We start from the raw sequence: 23,511 nt of genomic DNA, 5'->3' as shown, positions 1-23,511 counted from the left end.
AAGACCGGTTTTTTGTTGTTTGCCCGAACGTTCCGAAAGGCGGCAAAACCCTTGCAACCGGAGATGCCTATGACCGCTTATGCCTATCCTTTGCTGATCAAACAGATCCTGACCGCGCCGCTGGCTCATGCCCCGAGCCAGAAGATCGTTCATGCCGACACCATGCGCTACGACTACCGCACTTTCGGAGAGCGTATCGGACGTGCCGCTGGGGCCTTGCACGCCCTCGGCGCAAGAGAGGGCAGCGTTGTCGCGGTACTGGACTGGGACAGCCACCGCTATCTTGAATGCTTCTTCGCCGTGCCGATGATCGGGGCGACGCTGCACACGGTGAATATCCGTCTGTCGCCGGAGCAGATCCTTTACACGATCAACCATGCCGAAGACGACCTGATCCTGTGCCATGTCGATTTCCTGCCTCTGCTGGCCGAAATCGCCCCCCGGATCGCGCGACCGTGGCGGCTGGTTATCCTGAGCGATGACGGGACGGTTGAAAGCCCCTTGCCGTCCGACGGCGAGTACGAGGCACTGCTGATCGCCGCCGAACCTGTCACCGAGTTCCCGGACTTCGATGAAAACATCCGTGCGACGCTGTTTTATACAACTGGAACCACGGGCGATCCGAAAGGGGTCAGCTACTCTCAGCGTCAGCTCGTCTTGCATACGATGGCAGTTGCCGCCGGGCTTGGCCCGATCCCCGGAGGCGGTCTGAATCGTGGCGACGTCTATATGCCGATCACGCCGCTGTTTCACGTTCATGGCTGGGGCATTCCCTATGTGGCGACCCTGATGGGCCTCAAACAGGTTTATCCAGGGCGCTACGATCCCGCGCGATTGCTGGGCCTGATCGCCGAGCACGACGTGACCTTTTCGCATTGCGTGCCGACGATTTTGGCGATGCTGTTGAACGCGCCGGAAGCGGCAGCGACGGACCTGAGCCGCTGGAAAATCATCATCGGCGGCTCGGCCCTGCCCGAAGGGCTGGCGCGACAGGCGCTTGCCAGAGGCGTCGATGTTCACGCGGCTTACGGGATGTCGGAAACCTGCCCGTTTCTGACCGTGGCCGACATGATGGCGACCCGTGACCCCGACGCACCGATCGAAGTTCGGACCGCGACAGGCAAGCCCGCGCCACTGGTTCAGATCCGGGTGGTGGATGCCGGCATGAACGACGTGCCGCGAGATGGAAAGTCGACCGGCGAAATCGTCGCGCGTGCGCCTTGGCTGACGCAATCCTATCTGAAGAATGACGAAGGCACACGGGCACTCTGGCAAGGGGGCTGGCTGCACACCGGCGATGTGGGGCTGTTCGACCAAAGCGGCACATTGCGGATCACCGACCGGCTCAAAGACGTGATCAAGACCGGCGGGGAATGGGTTTCCTCGCTGGAACTGGAGAACCTGGCCAGCAAGGTCGCGGGTGTATCAGAAGCCGCCGCCATCGGCGTTCCAGACCCCAAATGGGGCGAACGCCCGCTGTTGGTGATCGCTTGCACCGATGCCGCGGATGAAACCGTGACGCAGCTTCACACCGCTTTTGCTGCGGCAGTCGCGGATGGCGTGCTGTCGAAATGGGCTGTGCCGGACCGGATCGAGATTGTCGCGGCGCTGCCCAAGACCTCGGTTGGGAAACTGGACAAGAAAGCCCTGAGAACCCGCTATTGCTAGGAAAGAACCGCCTTCATGAAAGACGTCGTCATCGTATCAACCGCCCGCACCCCCATCGGCACTGCCTTTCGGGGGGCTTTTAACAACATCAAGTCGCCGACGTTGGCCGGGCACGCTATCCGCGCGGCCGTCGAGAGGTCCGGCGTCGATCCGGCCGAGATCGAGGACGTGGTGATGGGCTCGGTCCTGACCGTCGGCACCGCGGGCTTGAACATCGCGCGGCTGGCGGCATTGGCCGGTGGGCTGCCCGCAACGGCCGCCGCCCAGACCATCGACCGGCAATGCGCCTCGGGTCTGATGGCGATCGCGACGGCCGCAAAGCAGATCTCGGTCGACGGCATGGGCGTTGTTGTGGCCGGTGGGCAAGAGAACATATCAGCCGTTCAGGCGCGCTATTTCGATTGGGTGATGGCCGAAAAAGACCCGGCCGTGATCCGGGCGGCCGAGCACGCCTATATGCCGATGCTTCACACAGCCGAAAACGTGGCGCGGCTACACGGGATCTCCCGCGAGGCGCAGGATGAGTTCGCGGCGCTGTCGCAAGCGCGAACGGCCGCCGCGCAGTCAGCAGGCGCTTTCGATGACGAGATCGTGCCGGTGACCGCGACCAAGCTGGTCAAGAACCGCGAGACAGGCGAGGTGCATGAAGAGATCGTCACGCTGACACGGGACGAAGGCAATCGCCCCGGCACAACGGCGGAAACGCTTGCCGGTCTCAAGCCCGTTGTGGACGGCGGTGTTGTCACGGCGGGCAATGCCAGCCAGCTGTCGGACGGCGCCTCGGCCTGTGTCCTGATGGATGCACGCATGGCCGAAGGACGGGGGCTCCAGCCGTTCGGCATCTATCGCGGTATGGCCGTGGCAGGCTGCGCGCCCGAGGAAATGGGCATGGGCCCCGTCTATGCCGTGCCGCGCCTGTTGGAGCGGGCAGGCCTACAGGTCGATGATATCGGCCTTTGGGAACTGAACGAGGCTTTCGCCGCGCAGGCCATTCCCTGCCGTGATCAGCTGGGGATCGACCCTGACAGGCTGAACGTCAACGGCGGTGCCATTTCGGTGGGGCACCCCTACGGGATGACCGGTGCGCGGCTGGTTGGCCACGCGCTGATCGAAGGCAAACGGCGCGGCGTCCGCTACGTTGTTGTCACGATGTGTATCGGCGGCGGAATGGGGGCTGCCGGGTTGTTCGAGGTGGCCTGATGACCAATCCCGAAAAGCTACTTCTCATCATCCTGGACGGCGTTCCCTACCGGAATTTCCGGCGCCTGTTCGGCAATCTCGAAGGCTGGGTTGCCTCGGGCGAGGCCCGCGTGCGTCGGATGCGGTCGGTTCTGCCGTCCACTTCTTCGGCCTGCTATGCTTCGATGCATACCGGCCTGCCGCCGCATGTTCACGGTGTCTTTGGCAACAAGCACCGACAGCGGCTTCAGGTCCCAGATGTGTTTTCCGAACTGGCCGGGGCTGAACGCAAGACCGGTGCCGTGGCACTAAGCTGGTGGAGCGAATTGTTCCACCGGATGCCGTTCGACCCGGTGCGGGACATCGAACTCGACAGCCCGCAGGGCCCAATCCACCATGGCCGCTTCCACACCATGGCCGATGCGACCGACGCCAACCAGATGAGCCCGTCCGACGCGGATCTGTTCGCGACACTGACCTATCTCTGCGAGGCCAAGGGGATCGACTACGGATTGTTGCATACTTCGACGCTTGACAGCATGGGGCATCGTTTTGGCCACGGAAAGCGGGAGATGAGCGACGCCTGCTACTATCTTGATGCAGCACTTGCGCCCTACGTGACCCGTTGGCGCAACCTTGGCTATGACGTCATTATCACGGCAGATCATGGTCAGGACGACCTAGGCCATCACGGCGGTGCCGGCGAAGATCAACAAGACGTCGCCTTCTACTACTTCGGTGACTGCGACCTGCCGCAAGAGGATGCGTTGCTTGACCAACTCGCTCTGGCACCGTCCATCCTGACGCGAATGGGCGTGCCCGTTCCGTCGAGCATGACTGCGAGCCCATTCTTGACGCGCTGACGAGGCAAGTCCTACCCATAACCTCAGTTATGGCAAAGTCATGAAATCGGTTGTTTGTGCGCCGTGTCAGTCCCCCGCAATGTCCAGTCAATAGCGGGGACAGCCCGTCATCGGTCATCTGGGAGGAAAGAAATGTCCGACATCGATAGTCTGGTACGTCAATATAAGGCCGGCGCGCTGAGCCGCCGTGGCTTCTTTAAACGCGCTGGCGCATTTGGTTTGCTCATGCCTGCCGCCAGCGGCATTCTCGCAATGGCAGGTCCGGCCCATGCGCAGAGCCCGTCACGCGGCGGATGGCTGCGGATTGCGCAGGGAAACACGGACAACACGCTCGAACCGGTGCGCATGGTCGACACCGATGACGGCATCTATTCGAACTGCGTCTATCAGCGCCTGACCCGCTTTGCGCCGACGCTGGAAGTCGAGGGTGACGCGGCCGAGGAATGGAGCGTGAACGCCGCCGCGACCGAGTGGAGCTTCAAGCTGCGTAGTGGCCTGACATTCCACAACGGTCAGACCGTTACCGCAGCGGATGTTGTCGAAAGCCTGTCGCGGCACATCGCCGAAGGATCGGAATCGCCCGCAAAAGCCTTGCTTTCGACTGTCACCGCAATCGAGGCGCCCGACGCCATGACGGTGAATATCACTCTGTCCTCGGGCAATGCTGACCTGCCGGTGATCATGTCCGACTATCACCTTGCCATCCATCCGGCAGGACATGCCGATTTCTCCATGGCCATTGGTTCCGGCCCGTTCAAGGTGATGGAGTTCATCCCCGGTGAGCGCGTGGTTCTTGAGCGGTTCGACAACTACTACGAAGAGGGCAAGCCCTATCTCGACGGGATCGACTTCATCCCGGTGCCGGATGCCAACGCAACGCTCAGCACGCTGTTGGCCGGTGACGTGGACGCTATCCGCGATGTGCCGGCCTTCGCGGTGGAACAACTGAGCGGCAACGACGCCGTGACGCTCTACAACACGCCCACCGGTGGCTTCACCAATATCGTGATGATGGTCGACCGCGCGCCGACCGACAACGCGGACTTCCGCAAGGGCATCAAGCACGCGCTGGACCGGGAACTGATCCTGAACCAGGTCTTCAAGGGGATCGGCACGATCTCGGCAGATACGCCGATCGGACCGACCTACAAGTACTGGTGCGAGGATGTGAAACCTGCCGAATACGATCTCGACAAGGCGAAGTTCTATTTCGACAAAGCGGGCGTCAACGCGATCGACCTCTATACCTCGGAAACCGCAGGCAGCTCGGCGAACGATATCGCGCTGACTTTCCAGCAGTCGGCCAAGGGCGCAGCGGAAATCAACGTCATCAAGACGCCATCTGATGGTTTTTGGTCAAATATCTGGATGCAGAAGCCGATGACCATGTCGGGCTGGCAGGCTCGACCCACGGTTGATGCCTTCCTGACCATCGCGCACATGAACGGCGGTAGCTGGAACGAAACCATGTGGGGGTCGGATGAATTCGACGCCATGATCCTTGCTGCCCGTGCCGAATTGGACGAGGCCAAACGCGCCCAAATGTATTGCGACATGCAACACATGATGAACGATGACGGAGGTTTCGTGAACCCGGTGTTCCAGAACCAGCTAGAGGCGACGGCGAAGAACGTCATGGGCTTCACGCCGCATTCCGTCGGCGGTCTCGGTGGTTTCGGCCAGACACTGCGCAACGTCTGGCTCGCCTAAGCCGCTATTCTCTCTGTCAGAGGCGGTTGCCGACTGACTTTTGGCCGCCGGTCCGTCCGGATCGGCGGCCTTTCCTTTCCCTTCCACTCAACAACCGGGGCAATCATGTTCTCGATCTCGCCTTCCACACGTCTGCGTCCTTCACCTTTCTACGAGGCGACGCTCGCCGACGGCGTCTGCGCCATGACCACCTACAATCACATGCTGCTGCCAACCTCTTACGGCCATCCCGAAGAGGAGTACTGGCGCATCATCAACGGCGTTTCGATGTGGGATGTTGCGGTCCAGCGGCAAGTTCAGCTGAAAGGCCCCGACGCTGGTCGGCTGGCGCAGATCCTTGCGCCCCGTGATCTGTCGAAATGCAAGATCGGGCAGGGCAAATATGTCCCCCTGTGCAATCATCACGGCGTGTTGATCAATGACCCTATCCTGCTGAAGCTGGACGAGGATCGCTATTGGCTGTCCATTGCCGACAGCAACATCTGGTTCTGGGCCGAAGCCATCGCGCGCGAACGTGGTCTGAATGTCGAGGTGAGTGAGCCTGACGTGTCGCCCCTTGCGGTACAGGGGCCGAAGGCAGAAACCGTTGTCGCCTCGATCTTCGGCGACTGGGTTCGCGACCTGAAGTACTTCTGGTTCCGCGAGACAGAGATCGACGGAATCCCCGTGGCAGTGGCCCGGTCCGGCTGGTCCAAGCAAGGGGGGTTTGAGATCTACCTGATGGATGGCACCAAAGGCAGCGCGCTTTGGAACATTGTCAAGGAAGCCGGACAGCCGCACGGGATCGGCCCCGGCAACCCCAACTGGTGCGAACGTGTTGAAAGCGGGTTGGTCTCTTATGGCGGCGACTCGGACGGGCAGACCAATCCGTTCGAGGTCCGGATGGACAAATATGTCGATCTTCATGTGCCTGACGATACGATCGGGATCCAGGCATTGCGCCGCATCGCGGCCGAGGGTCCGAAACGGCATCAGCTGGGTGTTATCCTGGACAATTCGGAACCGGTCAAGCCGGAGTTCACATGGAATGACATCGACATGGACGGTGCGCGCATCGGCAACATGACCACCTGTGTCTGGTCTTACCGCATGAAGAAAAACATCGGGTTCGCCCTTGTGGCGACCTCGGCAAGATCCGGTGACCGGGTTGTCGTGAGGCGCGCGGCGGGGCCCGTCGAAGGCACCCTGTGTGAATTGCCATTCCTTTGAGGGGAGCATAACTGTCATCACGGAACCCGCCCGGCAGACGCCGGTCATCCATACCACGGACGTCCTTGTGGTCGGATCCGGCCCCGGGGGGCTTGCCGCAGCGTTAGCCGCGGCACGGGCGGATGTCGACGTTTGTCTGGTCGAACGCTTCGGATGTTTCGGTGGTAACATCACCGTCGTCGGCGTCGAGGGCTTTGCCTGGTACCGTCACGAAGCCACTATCGAGGCAGGCGGGATTGGGCGCGAATTTGAGGATCGCGCCAAAGAGGTGGGTGCCGCCGTACCGGAAAGCCAATCCCTGAGCTACGAGATAGACAGCGAAGGCTTCAAGCTGGTCGCCGACCGGTTGGTGGAAGCGGCGGGCATCCATGCCATGCTGCACCGGCAGTTCGTGGCCCCGGTGATGGAGGGCAACCGCATCGCCGGGATCATCGTCGAATCCAAGGCCGGGCGCGAAGCGATCCTGGCCCGCGTGGTGATTGACGCCACGGGCGACGCCGATGTGGCGCACCGGGCTGGTGCACCCACCCACAAGACGCCCGCCGAACACATGCAGGCGGCCAGCGTGATGTTCCACCTGGCCGGTGTCGACAAGTCCGCCTTCATGGACGAAGTGCGCCGCGATCCGCAGACCTACAAGGACTGGTCCACCGGCGAATGGACGGTGGAAACCGATGGGAAAGAGGACGACATGTTCTCGCCTTTCCTCAAGAAACCCTTCGCCAAGGCTATCGAAGAGGGTGTGATCCCGCCGCATTTGAACACGATCGCCGGGACGTGGGGCGCCATGCATGACACCGGCGAGCTGACCTACATGAACCTTGTGCATTTGGCGGGGGTGGACGGCACTGACCCCGACAGTCTGACGCGGAGCGAAATCGAGGGGCGTAAACAGGCCATGTTGGCCATCGATGCGCTGCGCCGGTTCATGCCGGGCTGCGGTGGCGTGCGTCTGCGCAACTTTGGCATGACCATCGGCATCCGCGACACGCGCAAGATCGATGCGGCCTACAACATCACCGAAACCGACGTGCGCCAGCAGGGCCGGTTCGAGGATTCCATCGGCATCTACCCCGAGTTCATCGACGGCTTTGGCGTGCTGATTATCCCGACCACCGGGCGCTATATGCAGATCCCGTACCGGGCGATGCTGCCCGGCAGGGTCAAGGGCCTGCTGGTGGCGGGTCGCGCCATTGGCGGCGACCGGATCGCCCATGCGGCCACCCGCAACATGGTCTGCTGCGCTGTGGCGGGACAGGGTGCGGGCGTGGCCGCGGCGCTTGCCGTCCGGTCGGGCCGCGACGTGGCAGAGGTCGACATGGCGGGCGTTCAGGCTGAACTGGTCCGCCAGGGCGTGAGGATCGCCTGACCATGGCAGTGCCGAACCGCGAGATCGAAACCGATGTGCTGGTTGTGGGTGGTGGAACCGCCGGGTTCGCGGCGGCGCTCGCGGCAGCACGGTCAGGCATGCACGTGCGCCTGATCGAGGCCGGGCCCAAGATCGGCGGCGTGATGGCATCCTGTCCAGGTATGCCGTGGGGCGGAGGCTATCCGCTGGGCCACAGCATCGGTGGCATCTTTGCCGAACTGACGGACAGGCTGTCAGCGATGGTGCCGCCCGCTGCCGAGGTCCGTCCCTGTACGCTGGAAAACTTCGGCCCCGAGGTTCAATACGACCACGAGGCCGCAACGCTCCTGATGTTCGATATGCTCGACGAAGCGGGTGCGACCCTGCACCTCAACACCATCGCAGGCGAACCCGAGATGGACGGCACCCGGATCAGCGCAGTTTCGGCTCATGACCGGCTCGGCCCGCTCCGCTTTCAACCGCGCATGGTGATCGACTGTTCCGGTGACGGCGACCTGTCGGCCCGGGCGGGCGTGCCGCACACGCTTGGCGACGGCAAGGGCAACATGATGGCCGTCAGCCTGACCTTTCACATGGTCGGCGCCGATACCGATGCAGTCTTTGCCGAAGGTGACCCCTATTTCCGCCGCTTTGCTGCCCGAGGCATCGCCGAAGGGCGCCTGCATCCCGATCTGCACAAGCTGTATCTGATGCGCGGCTTTCACACCGGCTCGGTCTTTTGCAACACGGTCACCATCCGGGGCGTCGACGGCACCGACCCGGATTCCGTCACTCGCGCCACACAAGAGGGCCGCCGTCGATGCCACCAGGTGGCGCGGTTTCTTGTCGATGCAGTGTCCGGCTTCCGGGACGCGCGCATGTGGGGACTGGGCCCATCCGTCGGTGTGCGGGAAACCCGGCGATTGCAGGCGATCTATCGCATTACGGGCGACGACATTGCCCGGGCGGTCAAGTTCGACGACGGCATTGCCGCCTGCGACAATCCGATTGACGACGTAATGCGCGACAGCGCCGAGATGACCCATGAGGCGGCGGTCAGCCAGGGTGCCTATTACACCATCCCGTTCCGCGCGCTGGTCCCCGAAACTATCGAAAATCTGCTGTTCGCCGGTCGCCTCATCTGTGCCGATCCGGTGGCCTTTGCCTCGGTCCGGGGCATGCCACAATGCATGGCGATGGGGCAGGCGACAGGTGTTGCTGCCGCGATGGCACTCGAGGGCGCTTTGCGGGTCCAGGATGTAAATGGCGCGGCGCTGGCCGGCGAACTGGCCCGGCAAGGGCTTGCCGGAATCGCCGATCGGAAACTAGTGGCTTCCTAATGATCCAGGGAATTCCAGCAATTCATTAACATAAACTTCATTACGAGATTTTCAGCGCGTTTTTGGGCAAGTTCAGTTGCGGGTTGGAAACTCTACCTCACCCCATTGCGCCGTTTTTGCAGAGCCGCAACGCTTGCATCGAAGTCCAGCCTTCCTGCCTTGGCTCGACGGATCAGTTCGCGCATCAAACCGCCAGGATTGCGAACAGGGTAGCTCGGGTGATCTCGCTGCGCATCAACCAATAGTAGGCAGAAAGCCAACCCGTGGTCGCCCAAGGTGCTCTGGCCCTCATGCCAAACTGAAGCATGGATATCGAGCATCGGCAGCAACGCCCAGGCAGCCTCGATGATGTCGCGCTCTTTGAGAGGTCGGTTCTGATCTCGGCTCGCGTCAAGCATCATGCGTAAGCCGTCGCCGGCAATGCGATATAGATTCTCTGGCGTCAGAGCGGGTGGCGCGGGGCAGGGAATTGATGATGGCGGTTCACTCTGTGCGATTTCCGCATGTCTTCCAGAGTTATCCACAGCGGGCGGCGTCTTTACAGTTTGAGTTTCTTCTCTGGTGTTTTGTGTAAAGGGCCGGAAGTTTTCCGCTGGCTGGTCGGAAGAAAGCCTACGTTTTTCAAGCCAATCTTCAAGGCTGTTGCACAGATCGGAACTGGCCTTCAAATGGGCGTTGAGCCGCTCCAGACCAAGACGGCTTAACGCATCGCTGCGTGGCCATTTATCGAAACTGGCCAGAATCCTGGCGATCTCAGGATCGTTGATAGCCGAGGAGGGCAGGGCGGCGATGCACCGTTTCATGTGACGCAAACGAAGGGACCGAAGATCCTTCAAAGCGCGCAAATGCCTCCGTTCCGCACGGAGCCGATCGCGAAGGGCTATGAACTCTTCCAGTCGCGCGATCAGCGGAGTCAGTATCAAGCCTAGACCAGCGCGACCATAGCGGGCCCCATTCGCCGCGACACGTTTCACGATCAGCCCAAGCTTGGCCAGCGCGGCCTCATCCGTTCGCAACTGGCGCGACGTCTTGCCAAGTTCGACCGCTGCGAGATCTTGCGCGCCAAAAAACACCGGTTCACGATGGGGAGAGGTCCAGTCGGATGCGCGGGTGCGCCCGATGATGTAGTTCAGAACTGCCAAGCGCGCCGGGCGCAGGCCTATATGCGGGGCAACCTCTGAAATTAGCGCCATGACAGCACCTTTGGTCCAGCCTTCCGGCAGGGTGAGTTGGGTTTGGATCACGTTCAATGTCTAGTCCTTGTGAATTGGGACAAGGCTGCAACAGGGCATCCGTGTCCCCGCGAGCGACACGTTTTTTCATTGCCTTGACTGTCGTGACTGCTAGAACGAGATCACAGTTTGATTTGATCTGACGGAACGCCAATTCCGTTGTTCTTTGAGCCCCTCGCTTGGTTGCCGCCTTGCGGGGGTTTCTTCTTTTTTATCGTTTGCCTGTGACTGTTTGAGATCAGTAGTTGACTTGTTCGAAGCCATAGGTGCCCTCAAAATCCTCCCAATCGACGAACACAGCACGGACCCAGATATCGGGGCAGTTCTGGCCGTATCGCTCGGCCCCTCGGAAGGCTGGAGGAAGGGCACTTATCGAGCTGTTTTGCCACCGAAATTGGCCGTCCTGATCATACGTGCCACGCCGCACGGAAGCATATCTGTTGCAATCGTCACGGCCCTCCCTCTGACGTGCCGTAACCTGAAAGACATCTATGGAGCGGATGAAATCAAAAGCAGGGTCCGTCACATCGATATCGGCGGCACGCCCGACAGCTTGGGCGAGTTGGAGCGTTTCTCGCTCTCGGGGCAGGGAGACTGCTGGACCCGGATTGAACCCCGCCAACCTGTAGAGGCGCTCAACCGGGTTCGGCGCTTCGAACTCAGCACGCATTGGACAACGCCAGATCTGCAGCGGTGGTTCGACTGGCCAGGGCGTGATCCGGCGGATAAACTCCGCGCGCGCCCGGGCACATGGGACCGAAGGCGGCCAACCGCCTGCGAGGCACAGGAGGATCGCACAATCGATCTGGTAGCCTTGTGCGGCGGCAGGTTTGGCAGCAAGCGGTGTAAGCCCGATCGCGATGATCGCGGCAGTTGACAGAAGCCGCCTCATGACAGAGCGCCGCCGCTAACCCGTTGTCGTATAATAAGACTTATGTTAATTGTGTCATAATTGCTGACATATTTTGCGCGTCGTTTCATTGGAACATCTCCTGGTAAGCGTCAAGCACAAGACGGACTTCAGCCTGCGCGGAAGCTGATGCTGCGGCGAGGCAATTCAGATAGGTTTGTGCCTCATCGAAGTAGGTGTTGAACGCGGCTCTGATGTCGTCGCCGTACTCGTTCAGGAGCGCAGGCGAGGCCGCCAGCTCCGGCCGCAACGGCAACACGCAGTCCATCGCCAGCGTCTCGGCATTTGCTGGGATCGCTAGGGCGATGAATGTGCTACATGCCAGCAACCGCGACATCTGGTGGTCTCCCGACAATCTGGGGGCGAATCGTGTGTCGGACCTATCACCGAAAAAATATCTTAATCAATCAAAAGATATCTATTGACCATATAAAGGGTTTTCCGCTACGTCGCCGCATATCTTGTGACATGCACTGTTTGAAGCGGTGCAAAAGCAGGTTACTTCCGTAGGAACTTCTTTCCTTCGGAGGCAAAATGGCAGGAACAAAATACCCCGTGATCCTAACATCGCACATGCAAGAGGCGATCGAGGGTGGGGCATGGATCGAGGTGGAATGCGTTGAAGCCCCGGAAAAGGGCGGCAACACGCATAGGGGTGGCTGGACGGTTTTCGTCTGCTCCAATGACGGTCAAGGCGGTGTGCACCGGTCGGTCTATGTGACCAACCGGGATCTTAAACCACGCGTCTTCAAGACCGCAGCAGGGCTCATGAGCTTCTGCCTGGAGCTCGACGCAAAGGTATTCAGCTGCCCTCTCCGAGAAGGTGAGAGAGGCACGTGGGAGTTTGAGACGACAAGGTATCCTACCAGCGGCTAGCCTCGTTCTCTGGGGGCTTTCAGGCCCTTCCACTTATGCACAATCCGTTATCGATCTCGATGCTCCAGACCGTGTTGGTCGACTGACCAGTAGCGTTCTCGACTTTGCAAGACCCCAACCCGAGCAAAGCGACGGTGTCGCACGCTCTGAGGTCGTCCCTCTTGATTCACCACGCCTGTCTCCGCCTCGGGTCCCATCGGGCCGCCCTGCGATCGAGACTATGATCCTTGATGTGGGGTCGGTTTACGTGGACCACCCGGCCCTGCGCAGGGCCGGGATGTCCTCTCGCGATTGGCTCGCATTCTTTCGCGCCAACATCGCTATTGAAAGCGCATTTGATCCAGGCGCGCGGTCGCATGTCGGCGCAATCGGGCTTGGGCAGTTGATGCCGGACACTGCGCGCGTGCTTGGCGTCGATCCGCATGATCCTGAGCAAAACCTGCATGGATCCGCCCGCTACTTGCTGACACAACTTGATCGTTTCGGCACGCCGCAGCTTGCGCTTGCAGCCTATAATGCCGGCCCCGAAGCCGTGGCGCGCCATGGCGGGATTCCCCCCTACCGCGAAACCCAAGGCCATGTCCGCAAGGTCATGGCCGTCTATGCCCAATCCATCGGAGACCAGATATGAAACGCATCGACTATACCCGGGCGGCATTGGCCGCGTTGCTGATAGTGGCCGCAGCCCCGGCGCTTGCACAGGACCTCAGCCCGGTCTCTGACATGATCGACAACATCATCGACGCGGTGACGGGTCCGATCGGTCGTGGCCTCGGCGTGCTCGCTCTCGTGGGATCGGGTGTCATGATGTTTTTCGGGCGTCTCAACTGGCCGATCTTCGTCGCCGTGTTTGTCGGCGTGGTGCTGATCTTTTCGGCCGAGACCATCATCGACGGCTTTGCGGCTCCTTGATCTGACCGACCGCAGAGACCTCCATGCGCGACACACCACTCTTTCTGGGGCTGACCAAGCCGCCACGGATATTCGGTCTCCCGATCGGATATTTTGTGGCGCTGGTCTTCGCATCCGTGATCCCTTTCATTCTGGTTGACGACATGCGGTTCCTGCTGGTTTTCCTCGCGGGCTACCCACCGCTTTGGCTGGTCGCAGACCGCAATCCACATCTGTTTCAGATTTTGAACGTGGTGATGTCGCGCACCCCGCGAACGAGTGTGCGATCCTGTAATGGGGGCGATCTCTATGTCGCGTGAGTTTCGGGGGTTAATTGCCAGCAGCGCTGTTCGGGATGCACTTGGGGACAAGGTTTTGAAAGCCGAGCGTCTTGGGCGGCACCTACCTTACATTGCTGCGGTGCGAGACAATGTCATCCTGACGCGGCAGGGTGATCTGATGGCGTCGGTCACGCTTGGCGGGATCGACAGCTTCACCAGCGATGACGCCCGGATCGATGAGATCAGTGAAGGCTTTGCCCGGATCGTCAGTCAGTTGGGCGAGCGTTTCGGTTTCCACATCAACAAGGTATCACGCCCGGATGTCGCGGACCTTGCTGCGCCTGACGGTATGCCTTTTGCAAATGCGGTAGACGCGGCGTGGCAGAGAAGCCTGCGCGCACGTGACCTGAAAGCCCGCACCTTGATGCTGACAGTATTGATGCGTCCGTCGATGCCGCAGGCATTCTCGAAGGTTCTGGGCGCCCTTGGCGGCGGCCGCGATTTCCAGAAAGACATCGATACGCGAATTGTTGCCCTGGAAGAGGCCATGACGCTGCTCATGGCGATGTATTCCGACGCAGGCGCAGCGCGCCTGACCGTCTCGAGCGGGGACTGGCTTGCAGTGTTGGCCGCGGTTCACGGACAGCGCTACGGCAAGATCATCGCGGCCCCCGGGCAACTGTTGGCTGACACGATGAGCAATTTCGACGTCAGCTTTCAAGGCAAAACCATGCGGCTGGAAAGCGGCGGCAGCCCAAGATACGGCGCGATTTTCGGGATGAAATCCTATCCCAGCCGCACCTGGCCAACCATGCTTGACGCGTTGGAACTGCCCTATGACATCACGATCACCAACTCTTTCACGCCGCGGCGCGCCAATGAGATGGTTGAGCGCATTCAACGCACCTTTCGCCAGCGGGGTGCCTCCGAGGATGCTGGTGTCAGCCTGACAGAGCAATTGATCGAAGCCGCCGACGCCGTGGCATCCGGCCGGTCGACCTTTGGGACACACCATGCATCCGTGCAGGTCTTCTGTGACAGCGCCGAGGAACTGGAACAGGCAGCTTCCGAGATCTGGCGGGCGGGGCAGGAGACCGGTGCCGTTCTGGTCCGGGAATCCTGGGCCGCAAAGGCGCTCTATTTCGCGCAAGCGCCTGGAAACTGGGCCTACCGGATCCGTGACGGGATCGTTTCGTCGCACAATTTCGCGGAACTGGCGGCCTTTCACAAGACACGGCCAGGGCGCGGACCTGAGGCCAGCCCATGGGGCAAGACGATCACGGCCTTCCCGACCGTGACCTCCAGCCTCTACCGGTTCAACTTTCACGAAGCGGGGCGCCGGACCGATGAACCAAGCGTCGGGCACACGCTTGTTCTGGGCCGCACCGGGTCCGGCAAGACACTCGGCACGGCTTTTCTCATGGCACAGGCCCGAAGAGTGGGTGCGCGAGTCATCGTTTTCGACAAGGATCAGGGGTTGGAGATGGCGATCCGCGCTTTGGGTGGCAGCTACAGCGAAATCAAGGTGGGCAAACCCACCGGCTTTAACCCGATGACCACGGAGACCGATGCGCGGGGGGCCGCCTGGCTGACAGATTGGCTCGGCGACATTCTGGCCCGTCACCGTCCATTTGAGACGGTCCAGAACGCAGCACTGAACGAGGCGGTTCGTCAGATTGCCGCTGCGGAGCCGGGCCTTAGAACCTTTGACGGTTTGGCAAGCCTCGTGGCATCTACCGATGATGACGGCGACCTGGTGTCCCGCGTGCGGGAATGGACAGAAGCCGGCCGGTACGGTTGGCTTTTCTCAAGGCCCAGTGCCCAGTCGATTGCCATTGGCGAGGATGTCCTTGGTCTCGACATGACCGAACTTCTGGACCAGGACGCAGAACGCTCCGCCCTGCTCGCCTATCTCTTCCGCCGTATCGAGCGCGTGATCGAGGATCGTAGACCAACGATCATTGTGATCGACGAGGCGTGGAAGATGTTGGCTGACGATATCTTCGTCAAGCGCCTCCATGACTGGCTGGTTACCATGCGCAAGCGCAACTGCGTGGTGATGATGTTGACCCAGACACCGGGCCATCTGGACCAAAGTTCGGTCGGCCAGATCATCGCAGAAAGTGTGGCAACCCAGATCCTGTTTCCCAATCCACGGGCAAATCCGGAGGATTACAGCATCCTGCGCCTGAATGCGCGCGAGGCGGATTTTCTTTCCAGCCCGACAGCCGGGTTGCGGCTGGCATTGATCCGTTCTGGCGCCGACAGCGTGTTCGTCAATACCGATCTCGCAGGCTTGGGCGGTCTGGTTACTGTTCTTGGTGGCGGCAAGACCGGCGAGGAAAAGGCGCCTGCCAATTGGCGCAAGAAAGAAGAATTCTGGAAGGACATGATGTGAAAGCACGATTTTTTCTGTTGGTCGCCATGACGGTCCTGAGCGCTTGCGAAGGTGCATCAACAGGCGTGCGATCGCCCTGTTTTGAACGGCCCGCGATGGCGTTCTCGGCCCCTGCTCCCGACCTTGTTTCACGGAATGCGCATTGTGATTTCCAGAGCTTCTAGAATGGCGATTCCGTTGGCCTTGGGTCTTGGCTCGCTTGCCTCCGCGCAGGGCGTGCCAGTGGTCGATGGCTCCAACCTTGCCCGCGCTGTGTCTCGCGTGGAAGAGCTCGCACGCGACGCCTTGCGGCAGGGCCAGAAGCGCGACGCCCGCCAGGAACAAGCGGATATCTATCAAGAGCAGCTTGAAGCCTATGAGCGTTTCCTGGCGGAGACCACCGGTGTCACCGACCTGAGTGGGTTCGAGGCTGGTGGGCCTGGCTGGGCGAGCGCTGCAGAGACTTACCCAGCCCAGGAAGATCATCCTGACGCCGATCGCCTCTTCGGTGAGCCAAGCGACGTGGAGCGCATGATCATCACGGTGGCGCGGCGCTATGAGGGTCATCCCGGTGTTGCGGCCGCCGGTCTGACGCCGCTGACATGGCGTATCCTGTTTCAGTCACTGATCAAGCAGGAAAGTCGTTTCAACAATGCAGCCGTCTCCCACGTGGGTGCGCGCGGTTTTTGCCAGCTGATGCCGGGCACAGCATCGGATCTCGGTGTGAACCCGTATGATCCTTGGGAAAACCTGGACGGTGGCGCACGCTACATTCTCACGCAACTGAACCGCTTCGGTCGGATCGATCACGCTCTGGCGGCCTATAATGCAGGCCCCGGCCGTGTTCTCGAATATGGTGGTGTGCCTCCTTTCGAGGAAACCCAGACCTACGTCCGGCGCATCAACGGCTATTACAACGACTATCTTGGCACCATCACCGGCGTCGATATGACGGGGTCACTGGCGGGCTTCGATGGCGCTTCGGCCGCCTGGGGCAACTGGGCGGATGCCTCGGTCGGCTATAGCGCCTACATGGGCACCCAGATCGATCAGGCCATGACGAGGATCGCGGCGCTTTTGCGTGAAGATCCGCCCCGTAACGCAAAAGAGGCACTGGACCGCTCCACCTACATGCTTGCTGAACGGGCGCGGCTCATGGCGCTGACGCTGCGTCTGCGCGCGGCCCACGTGAAAGTCGAAGCGGCACAAGGTTTGACCGAGGCCGCCGATCACCTGGAGCAATCCACTTTCTGGAGGTATTCCGATGAGGGCTGACACCCGCCTTGCCGCAATTATTGTCGCGGGCACACTCATGGCGGCACACCTGCCCCCTGCCTTCGCTCAGGGTGTGCCTGTGATCGATGGATCGAACCTCGCGCAGAATATCGAGCAGCTGCAGGCCGCGCTGCGCGATGCGGAAAACCAGCTTCAGCAAATCGAGGAATTGCGTACCCAGATCGAGCGCCTCACTGATATTCAGGGCCTTCTTGATGACGTCCTGGGTTCAATTACCGGCCTGAATGAAATCGCAGCCCTCTACAACGATGTGGAGGACCTGCGTGCCCGCGCCCAGAAGATCACCGATCTATCGGGTTTCATGGACAGTCTGTCGCTCGGGGATTTTGATAGCCTGCTGGACGATCTGCTCGATGGCGACGTCACCATGGGAGAGCGCCGGGCCGCCGATGCCATGCGCGAGACGATGGCCAGTGCGGGGTTCACCTCAGAAAAACTCACCGAGCTGAACGACGCTGGGAACCCGCAAGGCGCTTCCATAGCCGATCTGGCGGCTGCCAATGCCATGGTTATCGGGCAAGCCCAAATTTCCTACGAGGAAGCCGCCCAGAGCATCGAGCGTATCGATGGGCTGGTGGAAGCGATTGGCGATCAGGAAACGCTCAAGGAATCGATCGATCTCAACACGCGTATGGCCGCGGAGACGAATTACATGCTGGGCCAGATGTGGCGCCTGAATGCCGCCCAAGGCTTGGCGCAAGGTCAAAACGGCATTGATTTCGCGGCCGAGCAGGCCCGCACACGCTCCTTCTTTGATTTTTCCGGCGCCGAGGACTGACCCTTGAATACATCACTCAAAGCACTTGCAGTTTTCATCGCCCTAGCAGGCAGTGCCTGGGCGGAAGACTTGCAAGACCTGCCCGACGATACGTTGCTCGGGGAGGTCGTCACTGCCACCGAAAATGGGGAGGAAGAGCGCCTCCTCGATCTCATGCGCGAGGTACAGGCAAGAGGGCTCTTGATGTTCCCGAAGCCGCAAACCTGCACCTTCAGCTATCCGGACACTGAGTTTTTCGGCAACGAGATTTTCCGTGGAGCGGTTCGATGGGGCTTCGGCACCGACCTGAGAGAGCTTGCAATGTCGCAGGGCTTCTGCGGCTGCATCTATGATCTCGGGTCGCTCGATGCGTTCACAACAGAACGGGTCGACAAGCCTGCGCATGCGCTCACAGCGGCGGATTTCAATACCATGCGCCGGTATCGAAACGCTGATTGGAATACCATTGATCAACGGTATGCAACCTTTCGCGAAGAAAGCTGTGGCGCGTAATGGCGATCATCGCGGACGTATTGACCATGGTCGACGCGACTGTGGCAGGTGTCGCAGCTGATACCTATGACAACACCGTTGCAGCTGTGCGCCCCGTGGTGCGAGCAGCGTCCGTATTAGTAACGATCCTCGTTGGTGCTAATTTGCTGATCCAAAGCGTTGAACTTACGCGTGCAACGATCGTCGCCCTTGGTCTGCGTTTGGCGTTGGTGAACGTGTTCCTGACCTTCGCGAACCTCTCTGTCCCCTATGACGCTTTGACAAACGCCCCGGCGGAGCTCGGCGCGGGGATACTGAACTCACTGTCAGGCGGCACAGTTGGGAACCTTTATGATGGAATCGACGATCTGTACTCCCAAGCCCTGAATGTCGGACAGGCGATCAGCCAGAATGGAGGCTGGCTGGCCGGTGCCATGACCAGCGTGGTCATGTTTCTTGTGGCCGCCGCCATGGCGACGATCACCATCATCGTTCTGTCGGCTGCCAAGATCATGTTGGCGGTATTGATCGCTATCGCACCTGTGGCCGTGGCCTGCACCTTGTTCAAACAATCCGCGCCGCTGTTCGAGGCCTGGGTCAAACTCGCCATCGGTTTTTCCTTTGTGCCGCTTTTCGTGGCTGCCATGGCAGGATTTACCATTGCCACTGGCAACGCCGTCGCGCCGGGGAGCCTCGACAGCGTCGAAACACTCGGGGACGCGATTTCGTTCGTCGTGGTGATGATGATCGGCGCCGGCCTGATGTTGCTCGTGCCAACTTTCGCGCAAGGGCTTGCCGCCACGAACATCGGCCTCGCCTCGATCGGTGCAAATGCCGCGCGGATGCCCGGGAACGCGTGGCGCAATACCGGTGCCGCGATCCGGGGCGGAGATGACATGCGACGGGGCTTCAATGCAGGACTTCAGGGACAAGGCGTCTCCGACCGATCGTCCAGCGCGGCCCGCGCCGGGAGCTATGCGGGCGGTGCGGTCAAGCTCGCCGGAAAGATGAAGAAGGGATAGTCATGAGTGATTTCGATATCGATTTGGTGATGGGTCCGCGCCGGGCAGCGCGCGCCGCATGGATCGTTGCGGGCTGTTCCTGCGCCGTATCCGTGCTGTTGGCCCTGACCATTACGGTTATGTTGCCCCTGCGCGAAACCGAAGTGTTTACGGTCCTCGTCGACAGCACGTCGGGTGCAGCAGAACGCATCTACCAGGTTCAGCCAACCGGTATCACTGACCAGGAAGCGATCAAGGAATCCCTGCTTGTCAGCTATATCAGCGACCGCGAAAGCTATTTCAGGAACGGCATTCAAGAACGGCTCGAAAGTGTCCAGCGGCGCTCCAGCGGGCCCGCCCGCGCCTCGCTGATAGAACTCTGGACCGCGGGGGCCGAGAATTATCCACCGCGCAGCTACGGCGCGAATGCGCAGGTCGATGTCCGCGTGCGGGCGATCACCTTCCTGCAGGACGAAGTGGCTCAGATCCGGTTCGACAAACGCCTCACCCGACCCAACCAGACCCCCGTCACGCAAACATTCATCGCCACCGTAGGGTTTGAGTTTGCCCCCCGCCGCGAACGCTCCCTGACACGCGTTTGGGAAAATCCCCTTGGCTTCTCGGTGACCGCTTACCGGGTCGATGCCGAAACACTGACACGAGAATAGTTCATGAAAACCTTCATAATTGCCATCGCAACGGTCGGCGGGTTGCTCGGAACGCCCGCCTTGGCCGAGCGCGCACCGGTCACCATGGGTCAGGACGCCCGCGTTCGCCACGTGACCTTCAACCCTACGGATGTGATCCGGATCGACACCCACCTTCGGGTAAACACGTCAATCGAACTCGGTCCCGGCGAACGGATCAATCAAGTCCTGATCGGTGACTCCGCGTCCTATGAAGTGGAGGTTCTGTCAAACCGCAATACGATCTCGATCAAGCCTGTCGAGGCACGGGCCGCGACAAACCTGACGATCTTTACCAACCGCCGCGCTGTCGCCTTCTATCTGACAGAGGGACGCTCGCGGACACAGTCTTTCCGGGTCGTCGTAAACTTTCCCGACGAGCGACCCGCCGGGCGCCAGCTTGCGGCTGGAGGCCGAGATACCGGCTATCAGTTCGCGGGCAGCGGTGCGATCCGCCCGACGAGGGTCTGGAATGATGGGCGCTCGACATTCTTTGAATTCCGGCCCGGCGTGCGGCCCTCGATCTTCGGCTTGAACGCCCAAGGCTACGAGATCACCCAGAACAGCCAGACGCAAGGTGCGGTCGTGCGGGTCACCGGCGTGCGGGACGCCTACACCATCCGCATGGGCGAAGATCATATCTGCATTACCCGGGAAACTGGTGGGTTCACGACCGAGGCTGCCGCCGTGGCCGCCCTGCGTGGACGGGAGTTCTGATCATGAGCGACGAGAAAACAGGGGGAAAGGAATACAGCTTCGCGCCCAAGCGGCGCGCATCTCTCGGGCTCAGGCTTGGTTTGGGTGCATTGCTTCTGGCAGGGACCGCCATCATTGCCTACCCGCTTGTGCAAGGCAGCGGCATCACTTCTGCCGTTGAAACATCGAAAGCCGACGACTTTCAGGATCAGGTCGACGGTGACGGGTTCGGCCGCATGACAACCGACGCGGAACCGACCGAACAAAGATCAGAGCCGAGATTCGATCCCGGACCAATCGAGGATGAACTCGCGGCGCAGCGCCAAGCCCTCGAGGAACAGAACGCCAAGCTTGCGAGCGACGTGGTCGCCCTACAAGCCCAGTTGGCAAGACTGGCCGAAGCCCCTGCCCCCGACAATTCCGCCGAGCTGGCCGAAGCGCTGCGCTCGGTCCAGGAACAGAACACGGCGCTCATCGCCCAGATGCAAAGCGAGATGGACACCCGGTTGGCAGAAGCCGATCTTGAAGCGCAAAAGCGTATCGCCGATGAGGTTGCCGCACGTGCGCGTGTTGCCGATGGCCGGATGGAGCAGTTGATGGAGCAAATGCTCGGACTGCAGCGCCAGAACGACGCCCTGCAACAGCAGATCGATGACGGAATGAATGATGCTCTACGCGCGCAAACCGAGAGGGATCAGCTCGCCGCCGAGGAAGCCGCGCGGCGGGCTGAACTGGACCGTCGGCGTGCCGAGGCGGCGGCGCTGCGCGACACACAAATCCGGTCCGAAGGGGTGATCTTTGATGCGGGCGGACAGACGGGCAGTCCGGCATCCGACCCCGAGAGGGGGCCCGCGCTCGGAGATGCGGCGGCGCGCGCCTTCGTGTTGGACGGTGCCCAGCCCGTTCAAGTCGCGACAGCGGAGGTAATCGCCAATCCTTCCAATACGGTTCTGCAGGGCACGCTCATTCAAGCGTCACTGGAAACCGCCATCGAATCCACATTGCCCGGACAGATTACCGCCATCGTGAACTACCCGGTCTGGAGTTTCGATCAGTCCCGCGTTCTCATTCCCGAAGGCTCCCGCCTCTTCGGGACCTACAATTCGAATGTCTCTTTGGGCCAGGCCCGCATTCTGGTTGGCTGGTCACGCATCGTCACACCCGAGGGGCAATCGGTTCAGCTCGCCGCATTTGGCGCGGACGATCAGGGCCGCTCGGGCATGACGGGCTCCGTGAACTCCCGCTTTGGGCTGCGCTTTGGCACCGCCGCATTGCTCTCGATCATCGGCGCAGGACCGGCAATCGCCGCATCCGAGGCCAGCTCCGAGACCGGATCAGAAATTGCCGAGGATGTCGCGGGCAGTTTTTCGCAGGCCACCAATGCGGTGATCGGCGAATATACCACCCTGCCTCCGGTTATTTCGGTCCAGCCAGGTGCTGCGATCAGTGTGATCGTCGACCGTGATCTCGAGTTCTATTGAGTGCGTTTCAGGTTCGACAAAATAATCATGTGCCGAAACACGCGTTCGACCGAAGGGAGAGGCCGCGTGTCTCAAAGCAACACAAACCTGAAACACACGGGCGGCCAGCCATGAACCCGACGGCAGAAAAAGCCAGTTTTCTTTCGACCTATCTAAAACCTCTGGCTGCACCGATCGCCGATCCCTGCGTGGTCGAAATAGCGGTCAATCCCGATGGAAAGGTCTGGGTGGAAACCCGGGGGGCTGAGCATATGGTCGGCCTCGAAGGTGTGTTTTTCTCCCCTTCCCAAGCTCGGGACCTTGCAACATCCATTGCCAGCGCCACCCACGGACAGATCAGCGAGAAAAAGCCGCTCGTCTCCGGCAAGATCGAGATGAACGGCAAGCCGATCCGGGCACAGGTCGTCTATCCACCGGTCGTGGATGGCGGGCCGTCGATCACCTTGCGCCGCTACAGTGAAGACCAACTCACCTTGGGCGACATCGGTCTGTTGCACGGTGGACTGGTGGATTTGGATGCCGAACGACAGGCAAAAGCCGAACGGGTGATCGCACTGACCGAGGCGGGGGATATTCGAACCGCCATGAAACTCTGCATCGAAGAGCGGTTGAACATCATGATCAGCGGCGGGACGTCCACGGGCAAAACGACTTTTGCCCGGGCGCTTCTCGCGCTGGTGACCAAGACGGAGCGTATCGTGACCATCGAGGACGCATTCGAGCTCTTTCCTCCGCAGCCCAATCGCGCGATGCTCAAGGCTGACCGTGTCCCCTCAAGTGAGCGCACCGCGGCCAAATTGCTGGAGACCTCTTTGCGCATGCGTCCTGACCGGATCATTCTTGGCGAGTTGCGCGGCGATGAGTGCAAGACCTTCCTCGACGCGATCAACACCGGCCATTCAGGCTCTTTCACCACAATTCACGCCGATACCGCGCAGAAGGCGCTCGACCGCCTTGCCCTCATGGTCATGTCGGTGGGCATCAATATGAGCTTTGAGGAGGTAAGGCGCTATGCCGCGTCCAGCATCGATGTCGTGGTGCAGCTTGGTCGGAAAGACGGAAGACGTGGGGTCGAACAGGTGTGGGTGCCTGGCAGCTCAAATCCTTGAGGGGATCTGCTAGTCCGCCACAGAGGGCCTGCACACAGCGATGATGCTTAACGGGGCACCCTGATCTGCAAGCGGAAAATGGTCTGTTTGGCGTCAACAGGAAACTCGA

Annotated in this window: 22 protein-coding genes; 19 read left to right on the top strand and 3 right to left on the bottom strand. The window is 60.7% G+C overall.

Annotated elements, in window-relative coordinates; translation table 11 throughout:
* The first annotated feature begins 63 nt into the window (after positions 1-63).
* The 7 genes from VWY34_RS04130 to VWY34_RS04100 all read left to right on the top strand — a co-directional run bounded on the left by VWY34_RS04130 (position 64) and on the right by VWY34_RS04100 (position 9,317).
* Positions 64-1,668 (top strand): fatty acid--CoA ligase, encoded by a 1,605-nt coding sequence (locus VWY34_RS04130; protein ID WP_416539517.1) that lies wholly within the window; start codon positions 64-66, stop codon positions 1,666-1,668.
* A gap of 15 nt (positions 1,669-1,683) precedes the next feature.
* Positions 1,684-2,868, top strand: a complete 1,185-nt coding sequence (locus VWY34_RS04125; protein WP_416536819.1) for an acetyl-CoA C-acyltransferase — start codon at positions 1,684-1,686, stop codon at positions 2,866-2,868.
* Positions 2,868-3,710 (top strand): alkaline phosphatase family protein, encoded by an 843-nt coding sequence (locus tag VWY34_RS04120; protein ID WP_416536820.1) that lies wholly within the window; start codon positions 2,868-2,870, stop codon positions 3,708-3,710. The genes VWY34_RS04125 and VWY34_RS04120 overlap by 1 nt, the downstream gene beginning before the upstream one ends.
* Positions 3,711-3,842: 132 nt before the next feature.
* Positions 3,843-5,420 (top strand): ABC transporter substrate-binding protein, encoded by a 1,578-nt coding sequence (locus VWY34_RS04115; protein WP_416536821.1) that lies wholly within the window; start codon positions 3,843-3,845, stop codon positions 5,418-5,420.
* A gap of 105 nt (positions 5,421-5,525) precedes the next feature.
* Positions 5,526-6,629: a glycine cleavage T C-terminal barrel domain-containing protein gene (locus tag VWY34_RS04110; RefSeq protein ID WP_416536822.1), complete on the top strand. Its 1,104-nt coding sequence runs from the start codon at positions 5,526-5,528 to the stop codon at positions 6,627-6,629.
* A 7-nt stretch (positions 6,630-6,636) separates the two neighbouring features.
* Positions 6,637-7,998, top strand: a complete 1,362-nt coding sequence (locus VWY34_RS04105; RefSeq protein WP_416539520.1) for an FAD-dependent oxidoreductase — start codon at positions 6,637-6,639, stop codon at positions 7,996-7,998.
* A gap of 2 nt (positions 7,999-8,000) precedes the next feature.
* Positions 8,001-9,317: an FAD-dependent oxidoreductase gene (locus VWY34_RS04100; protein WP_416536823.1), complete on the top strand. Its 1,317-nt coding sequence runs from the start codon at positions 8,001-8,003 to the stop codon at positions 9,315-9,317.
* A gap of 92 nt (positions 9,318-9,409) precedes the next feature.
* On the opposite strand, the gene repC is transcribed toward VWY34_RS04100, so the two are convergent.
* The 3 genes from repC to VWY34_RS04085 all read right to left on the bottom strand — a co-directional run bounded on the left by repC (position 9,410) and on the right by VWY34_RS04085 (position 11,796).
* Entirely contained in the window at positions 9,410-10,561 is a 1,152-nt protein-coding gene (gene repC, locus VWY34_RS04095; protein WP_416536850.1) for a replication initiation protein RepC, read from the bottom strand.
* A 226-nt stretch (positions 10,562-10,787) separates the two neighbouring features.
* The gene (locus tag VWY34_RS04090) at positions 10,788-11,441 is read right to left on the bottom strand and encodes a hypothetical protein (protein WP_416536824.1); all 654 of its coding nucleotides are present in this window, start codon (positions 11,439-11,441) and stop codon (positions 10,788-10,790) included.
* Between the two features lie 85 nt (positions 11,442-11,526).
* Complete coding sequence (locus VWY34_RS04085; protein ID WP_416551695.1) at positions 11,527-11,796, bottom strand: hypothetical protein; 270 nt, start codon at positions 11,794-11,796, stop codon at positions 11,527-11,529.
* 621 nt (positions 11,797-12,417) lie between these two features.
* Here VWY34_RS04085 and VWY34_RS04080 point away from each other — a divergent pair.
* The 12 genes from VWY34_RS04080 (at position 12,418) to virB11 (ending at position 23,402) form a co-directional block, all read left to right on the top strand.
* Positions 12,418-12,966 carry a lytic transglycosylase domain-containing protein gene (locus tag VWY34_RS04080; RefSeq protein ID WP_375342699.1) on the top strand — a complete coding sequence of 183 codons (549 nt, stop codon included), beginning with the start codon at positions 12,418-12,420 and terminating at the stop codon, positions 12,964-12,966.
* Positions 12,963-13,247 (top strand): TrbC/VirB2 family protein, encoded by a 285-nt coding sequence (locus tag VWY34_RS04075; protein ID WP_037239483.1) that lies wholly within the window; start codon positions 12,963-12,965, stop codon positions 13,245-13,247. Before VWY34_RS04080 ends, VWY34_RS04075 begins: the two co-directional genes overlap by 4 nt.
* A 23-nt stretch (positions 13,248-13,270) precedes the next feature.
* Complete coding sequence (locus VWY34_RS04070; protein ID WP_037239481.1) at positions 13,271-13,546, top strand: type IV secretion system protein VirB3; 276 nt, start codon at positions 13,271-13,273, stop codon at positions 13,544-13,546.
* 100 nt (positions 13,547-13,646) lie between these two features.
* Complete coding sequence (locus VWY34_RS04065; protein WP_416558531.1) at positions 13,647-15,905, top strand: VirB4 family type IV secretion system protein; 2,259 nt, start codon at positions 13,647-13,649, stop codon at positions 15,903-15,905.
* Between the two features lie 165 nt (positions 15,906-16,070).
* Complete coding sequence (locus VWY34_RS04060; protein ID WP_416551697.1) at positions 16,071-17,159, top strand: lytic transglycosylase domain-containing protein; 1,089 nt, start codon at positions 16,071-16,073, stop codon at positions 17,157-17,159.
* Positions 17,149-17,958 carry a type IV secretion system protein gene (locus VWY34_RS04055; RefSeq protein ID WP_416551699.1) on the top strand — a complete coding sequence of 270 codons (810 nt, stop codon included), beginning with the start codon at positions 17,149-17,151 and terminating at the stop codon, positions 17,956-17,958. Before VWY34_RS04060 ends, VWY34_RS04055 begins: the two co-directional genes overlap by 11 nt.
* A 3-nt stretch (positions 17,959-17,961) precedes the next feature.
* The gene (locus tag VWY34_RS04050) at positions 17,962-18,450 is read left to right on the top strand and encodes a hypothetical protein (RefSeq protein ID WP_416536828.1); all 489 of its coding nucleotides are present in this window, start codon (positions 17,962-17,964) and stop codon (positions 18,448-18,450) included.
* Positions 18,450-19,451, top strand: coding sequence for a type IV secretion system protein (locus VWY34_RS04045; RefSeq protein WP_224557930.1), 1,002 nt, complete (start codon positions 18,450-18,452; stop codon positions 19,449-19,451). The genes VWY34_RS04050 and VWY34_RS04045 overlap by 1 nt, the downstream gene beginning before the upstream one ends.
* 2 nt (positions 19,452-19,453) lie before the next feature.
* Positions 19,454-20,098: a virB8 family protein gene (locus VWY34_RS04040; RefSeq protein ID WP_416551701.1), complete on the top strand. Its 645-nt coding sequence runs from the start codon at positions 19,454-19,456 to the stop codon at positions 20,096-20,098.
* A gap of 3 nt (positions 20,099-20,101) precedes the next feature.
* A complete protein-coding gene (locus VWY34_RS04035; RefSeq protein WP_416548861.1) occupies positions 20,102-20,833 on the top strand; it encodes a TrbG/VirB9 family P-type conjugative transfer protein in 732 nt (243 codons plus the stop codon).
* A 2-nt stretch (positions 20,834-20,835) separates the two neighbouring features.
* Entirely contained in the window at positions 20,836-22,293 is a 1,458-nt protein-coding gene (locus tag VWY34_RS04030; protein WP_416551703.1) for a TrbI/VirB10 family protein, read from the top strand.
* Between the two features lie 110 nt (positions 22,294-22,403).
* A complete protein-coding gene (gene virB11 / locus VWY34_RS04025; RefSeq protein ID WP_416548857.1) occupies positions 22,404-23,402 on the top strand; it encodes a P-type DNA transfer ATPase VirB11 in 999 nt (332 codons plus the stop codon).
* The last annotated feature ends 109 nt before the right edge of the window (positions 23,403-23,511 follow it).

The organism is Phaeobacter sp. JH20_02, assembly GCF_048056915.1.
Classification (GTDB): Bacteria; Pseudomonadota; Alphaproteobacteria; order Rhodobacterales; family Rhodobacteraceae; genus Phaeobacter; species Phaeobacter bryozoorum.
This window is presented reverse-complemented; position numbering and strand designations above follow the sequence as displayed.

What these genes read in the sequence shown, in the direction of transcription:
- VWY34_RS04035 (WP_416548861.1), top strand. Translation starts at nt 20,102, where the DNA reads ATGAAAACCTTCATAATTGCCATCGCAACGGTCGGCGGGTTGCTCGGA.
- VWY34_RS04120 (WP_416536820.1), top strand. Translation starts at nt 2,868, where the DNA reads ATGACCAATCCCGAAAAGCTACTTCTCATCATCCTGGACGGCGTTCCC.
- VWY34_RS04075 (WP_037239483.1), top strand. Translation starts at nt 12,963, where the DNA reads ATGAAACGCATCGACTATACCCGGGCGGCATTGGCCGCGTTGCTGATA.
- VWY34_RS04055 (WP_416551699.1), top strand. Translation starts at nt 17,149, where the DNA reads ATGAGGGCTGACACCCGCCTTGCCGCAATTATTGTCGCGGGCACACTC.
- VWY34_RS04130 (WP_416539517.1), top strand. Translation starts at nt 64, where the DNA reads ATGCCTATGACCGCTTATGCCTATCCTTTGCTGATCAAACAGATCCTG.
- VWY34_RS04090 (WP_416536824.1), bottom strand. Translation starts at nt 11,441, where the DNA reads ATGAGGCGGCTTCTGTCAACTGCCGCGATCATCGCGATCGGGCTTACA.
- virB11 (WP_416548857.1), top strand. Translation starts at nt 22,404, where the DNA reads ATGAACCCGACGGCAGAAAAAGCCAGTTTTCTTTCGACCTATCTAAAA.
- VWY34_RS04070 (WP_037239481.1), top strand. Translation starts at nt 13,271, where the DNA reads ATGCGCGACACACCACTCTTTCTGGGGCTGACCAAGCCGCCACGGATA.
- VWY34_RS04125 (WP_416536819.1), top strand. Translation starts at nt 1,684, where the DNA reads ATGAAAGACGTCGTCATCGTATCAACCGCCCGCACCCCCATCGGCACT.
- VWY34_RS04030 (WP_416551703.1), top strand. Translation starts at nt 20,836, where the DNA reads ATGAGCGACGAGAAAACAGGGGGAAAGGAATACAGCTTCGCGCCCAAG.
- VWY34_RS04115 (WP_416536821.1), top strand. Translation starts at nt 3,843, where the DNA reads ATGTCCGACATCGATAGTCTGGTACGTCAATATAAGGCCGGCGCGCTG.
- VWY34_RS04085 (WP_416551695.1), bottom strand. Translation starts at nt 11,796, where the DNA reads ATGTCGCGGTTGCTGGCATGTAGCACATTCATCGCCCTAGCGATCCCA.
- VWY34_RS04060 (WP_416551697.1), top strand. Translation starts at nt 16,071, where the DNA reads ATGGCGATTCCGTTGGCCTTGGGTCTTGGCTCGCTTGCCTCCGCGCAG.
- VWY34_RS04100 (WP_416536823.1), top strand. Translation starts at nt 8,001, where the DNA reads ATGGCAGTGCCGAACCGCGAGATCGAAACCGATGTGCTGGTTGTGGGT.
- VWY34_RS04045 (WP_224557930.1), top strand. Translation starts at nt 18,450, where the DNA reads ATGGCGATCATCGCGGACGTATTGACCATGGTCGACGCGACTGTGGCA.
- VWY34_RS04110 (WP_416536822.1), top strand. Translation starts at nt 5,526, where the DNA reads ATGTTCTCGATCTCGCCTTCCACACGTCTGCGTCCTTCACCTTTCTAC.
- VWY34_RS04040 (WP_416551701.1), top strand. Translation starts at nt 19,454, where the DNA reads ATGAGTGATTTCGATATCGATTTGGTGATGGGTCCGCGCCGGGCAGCG.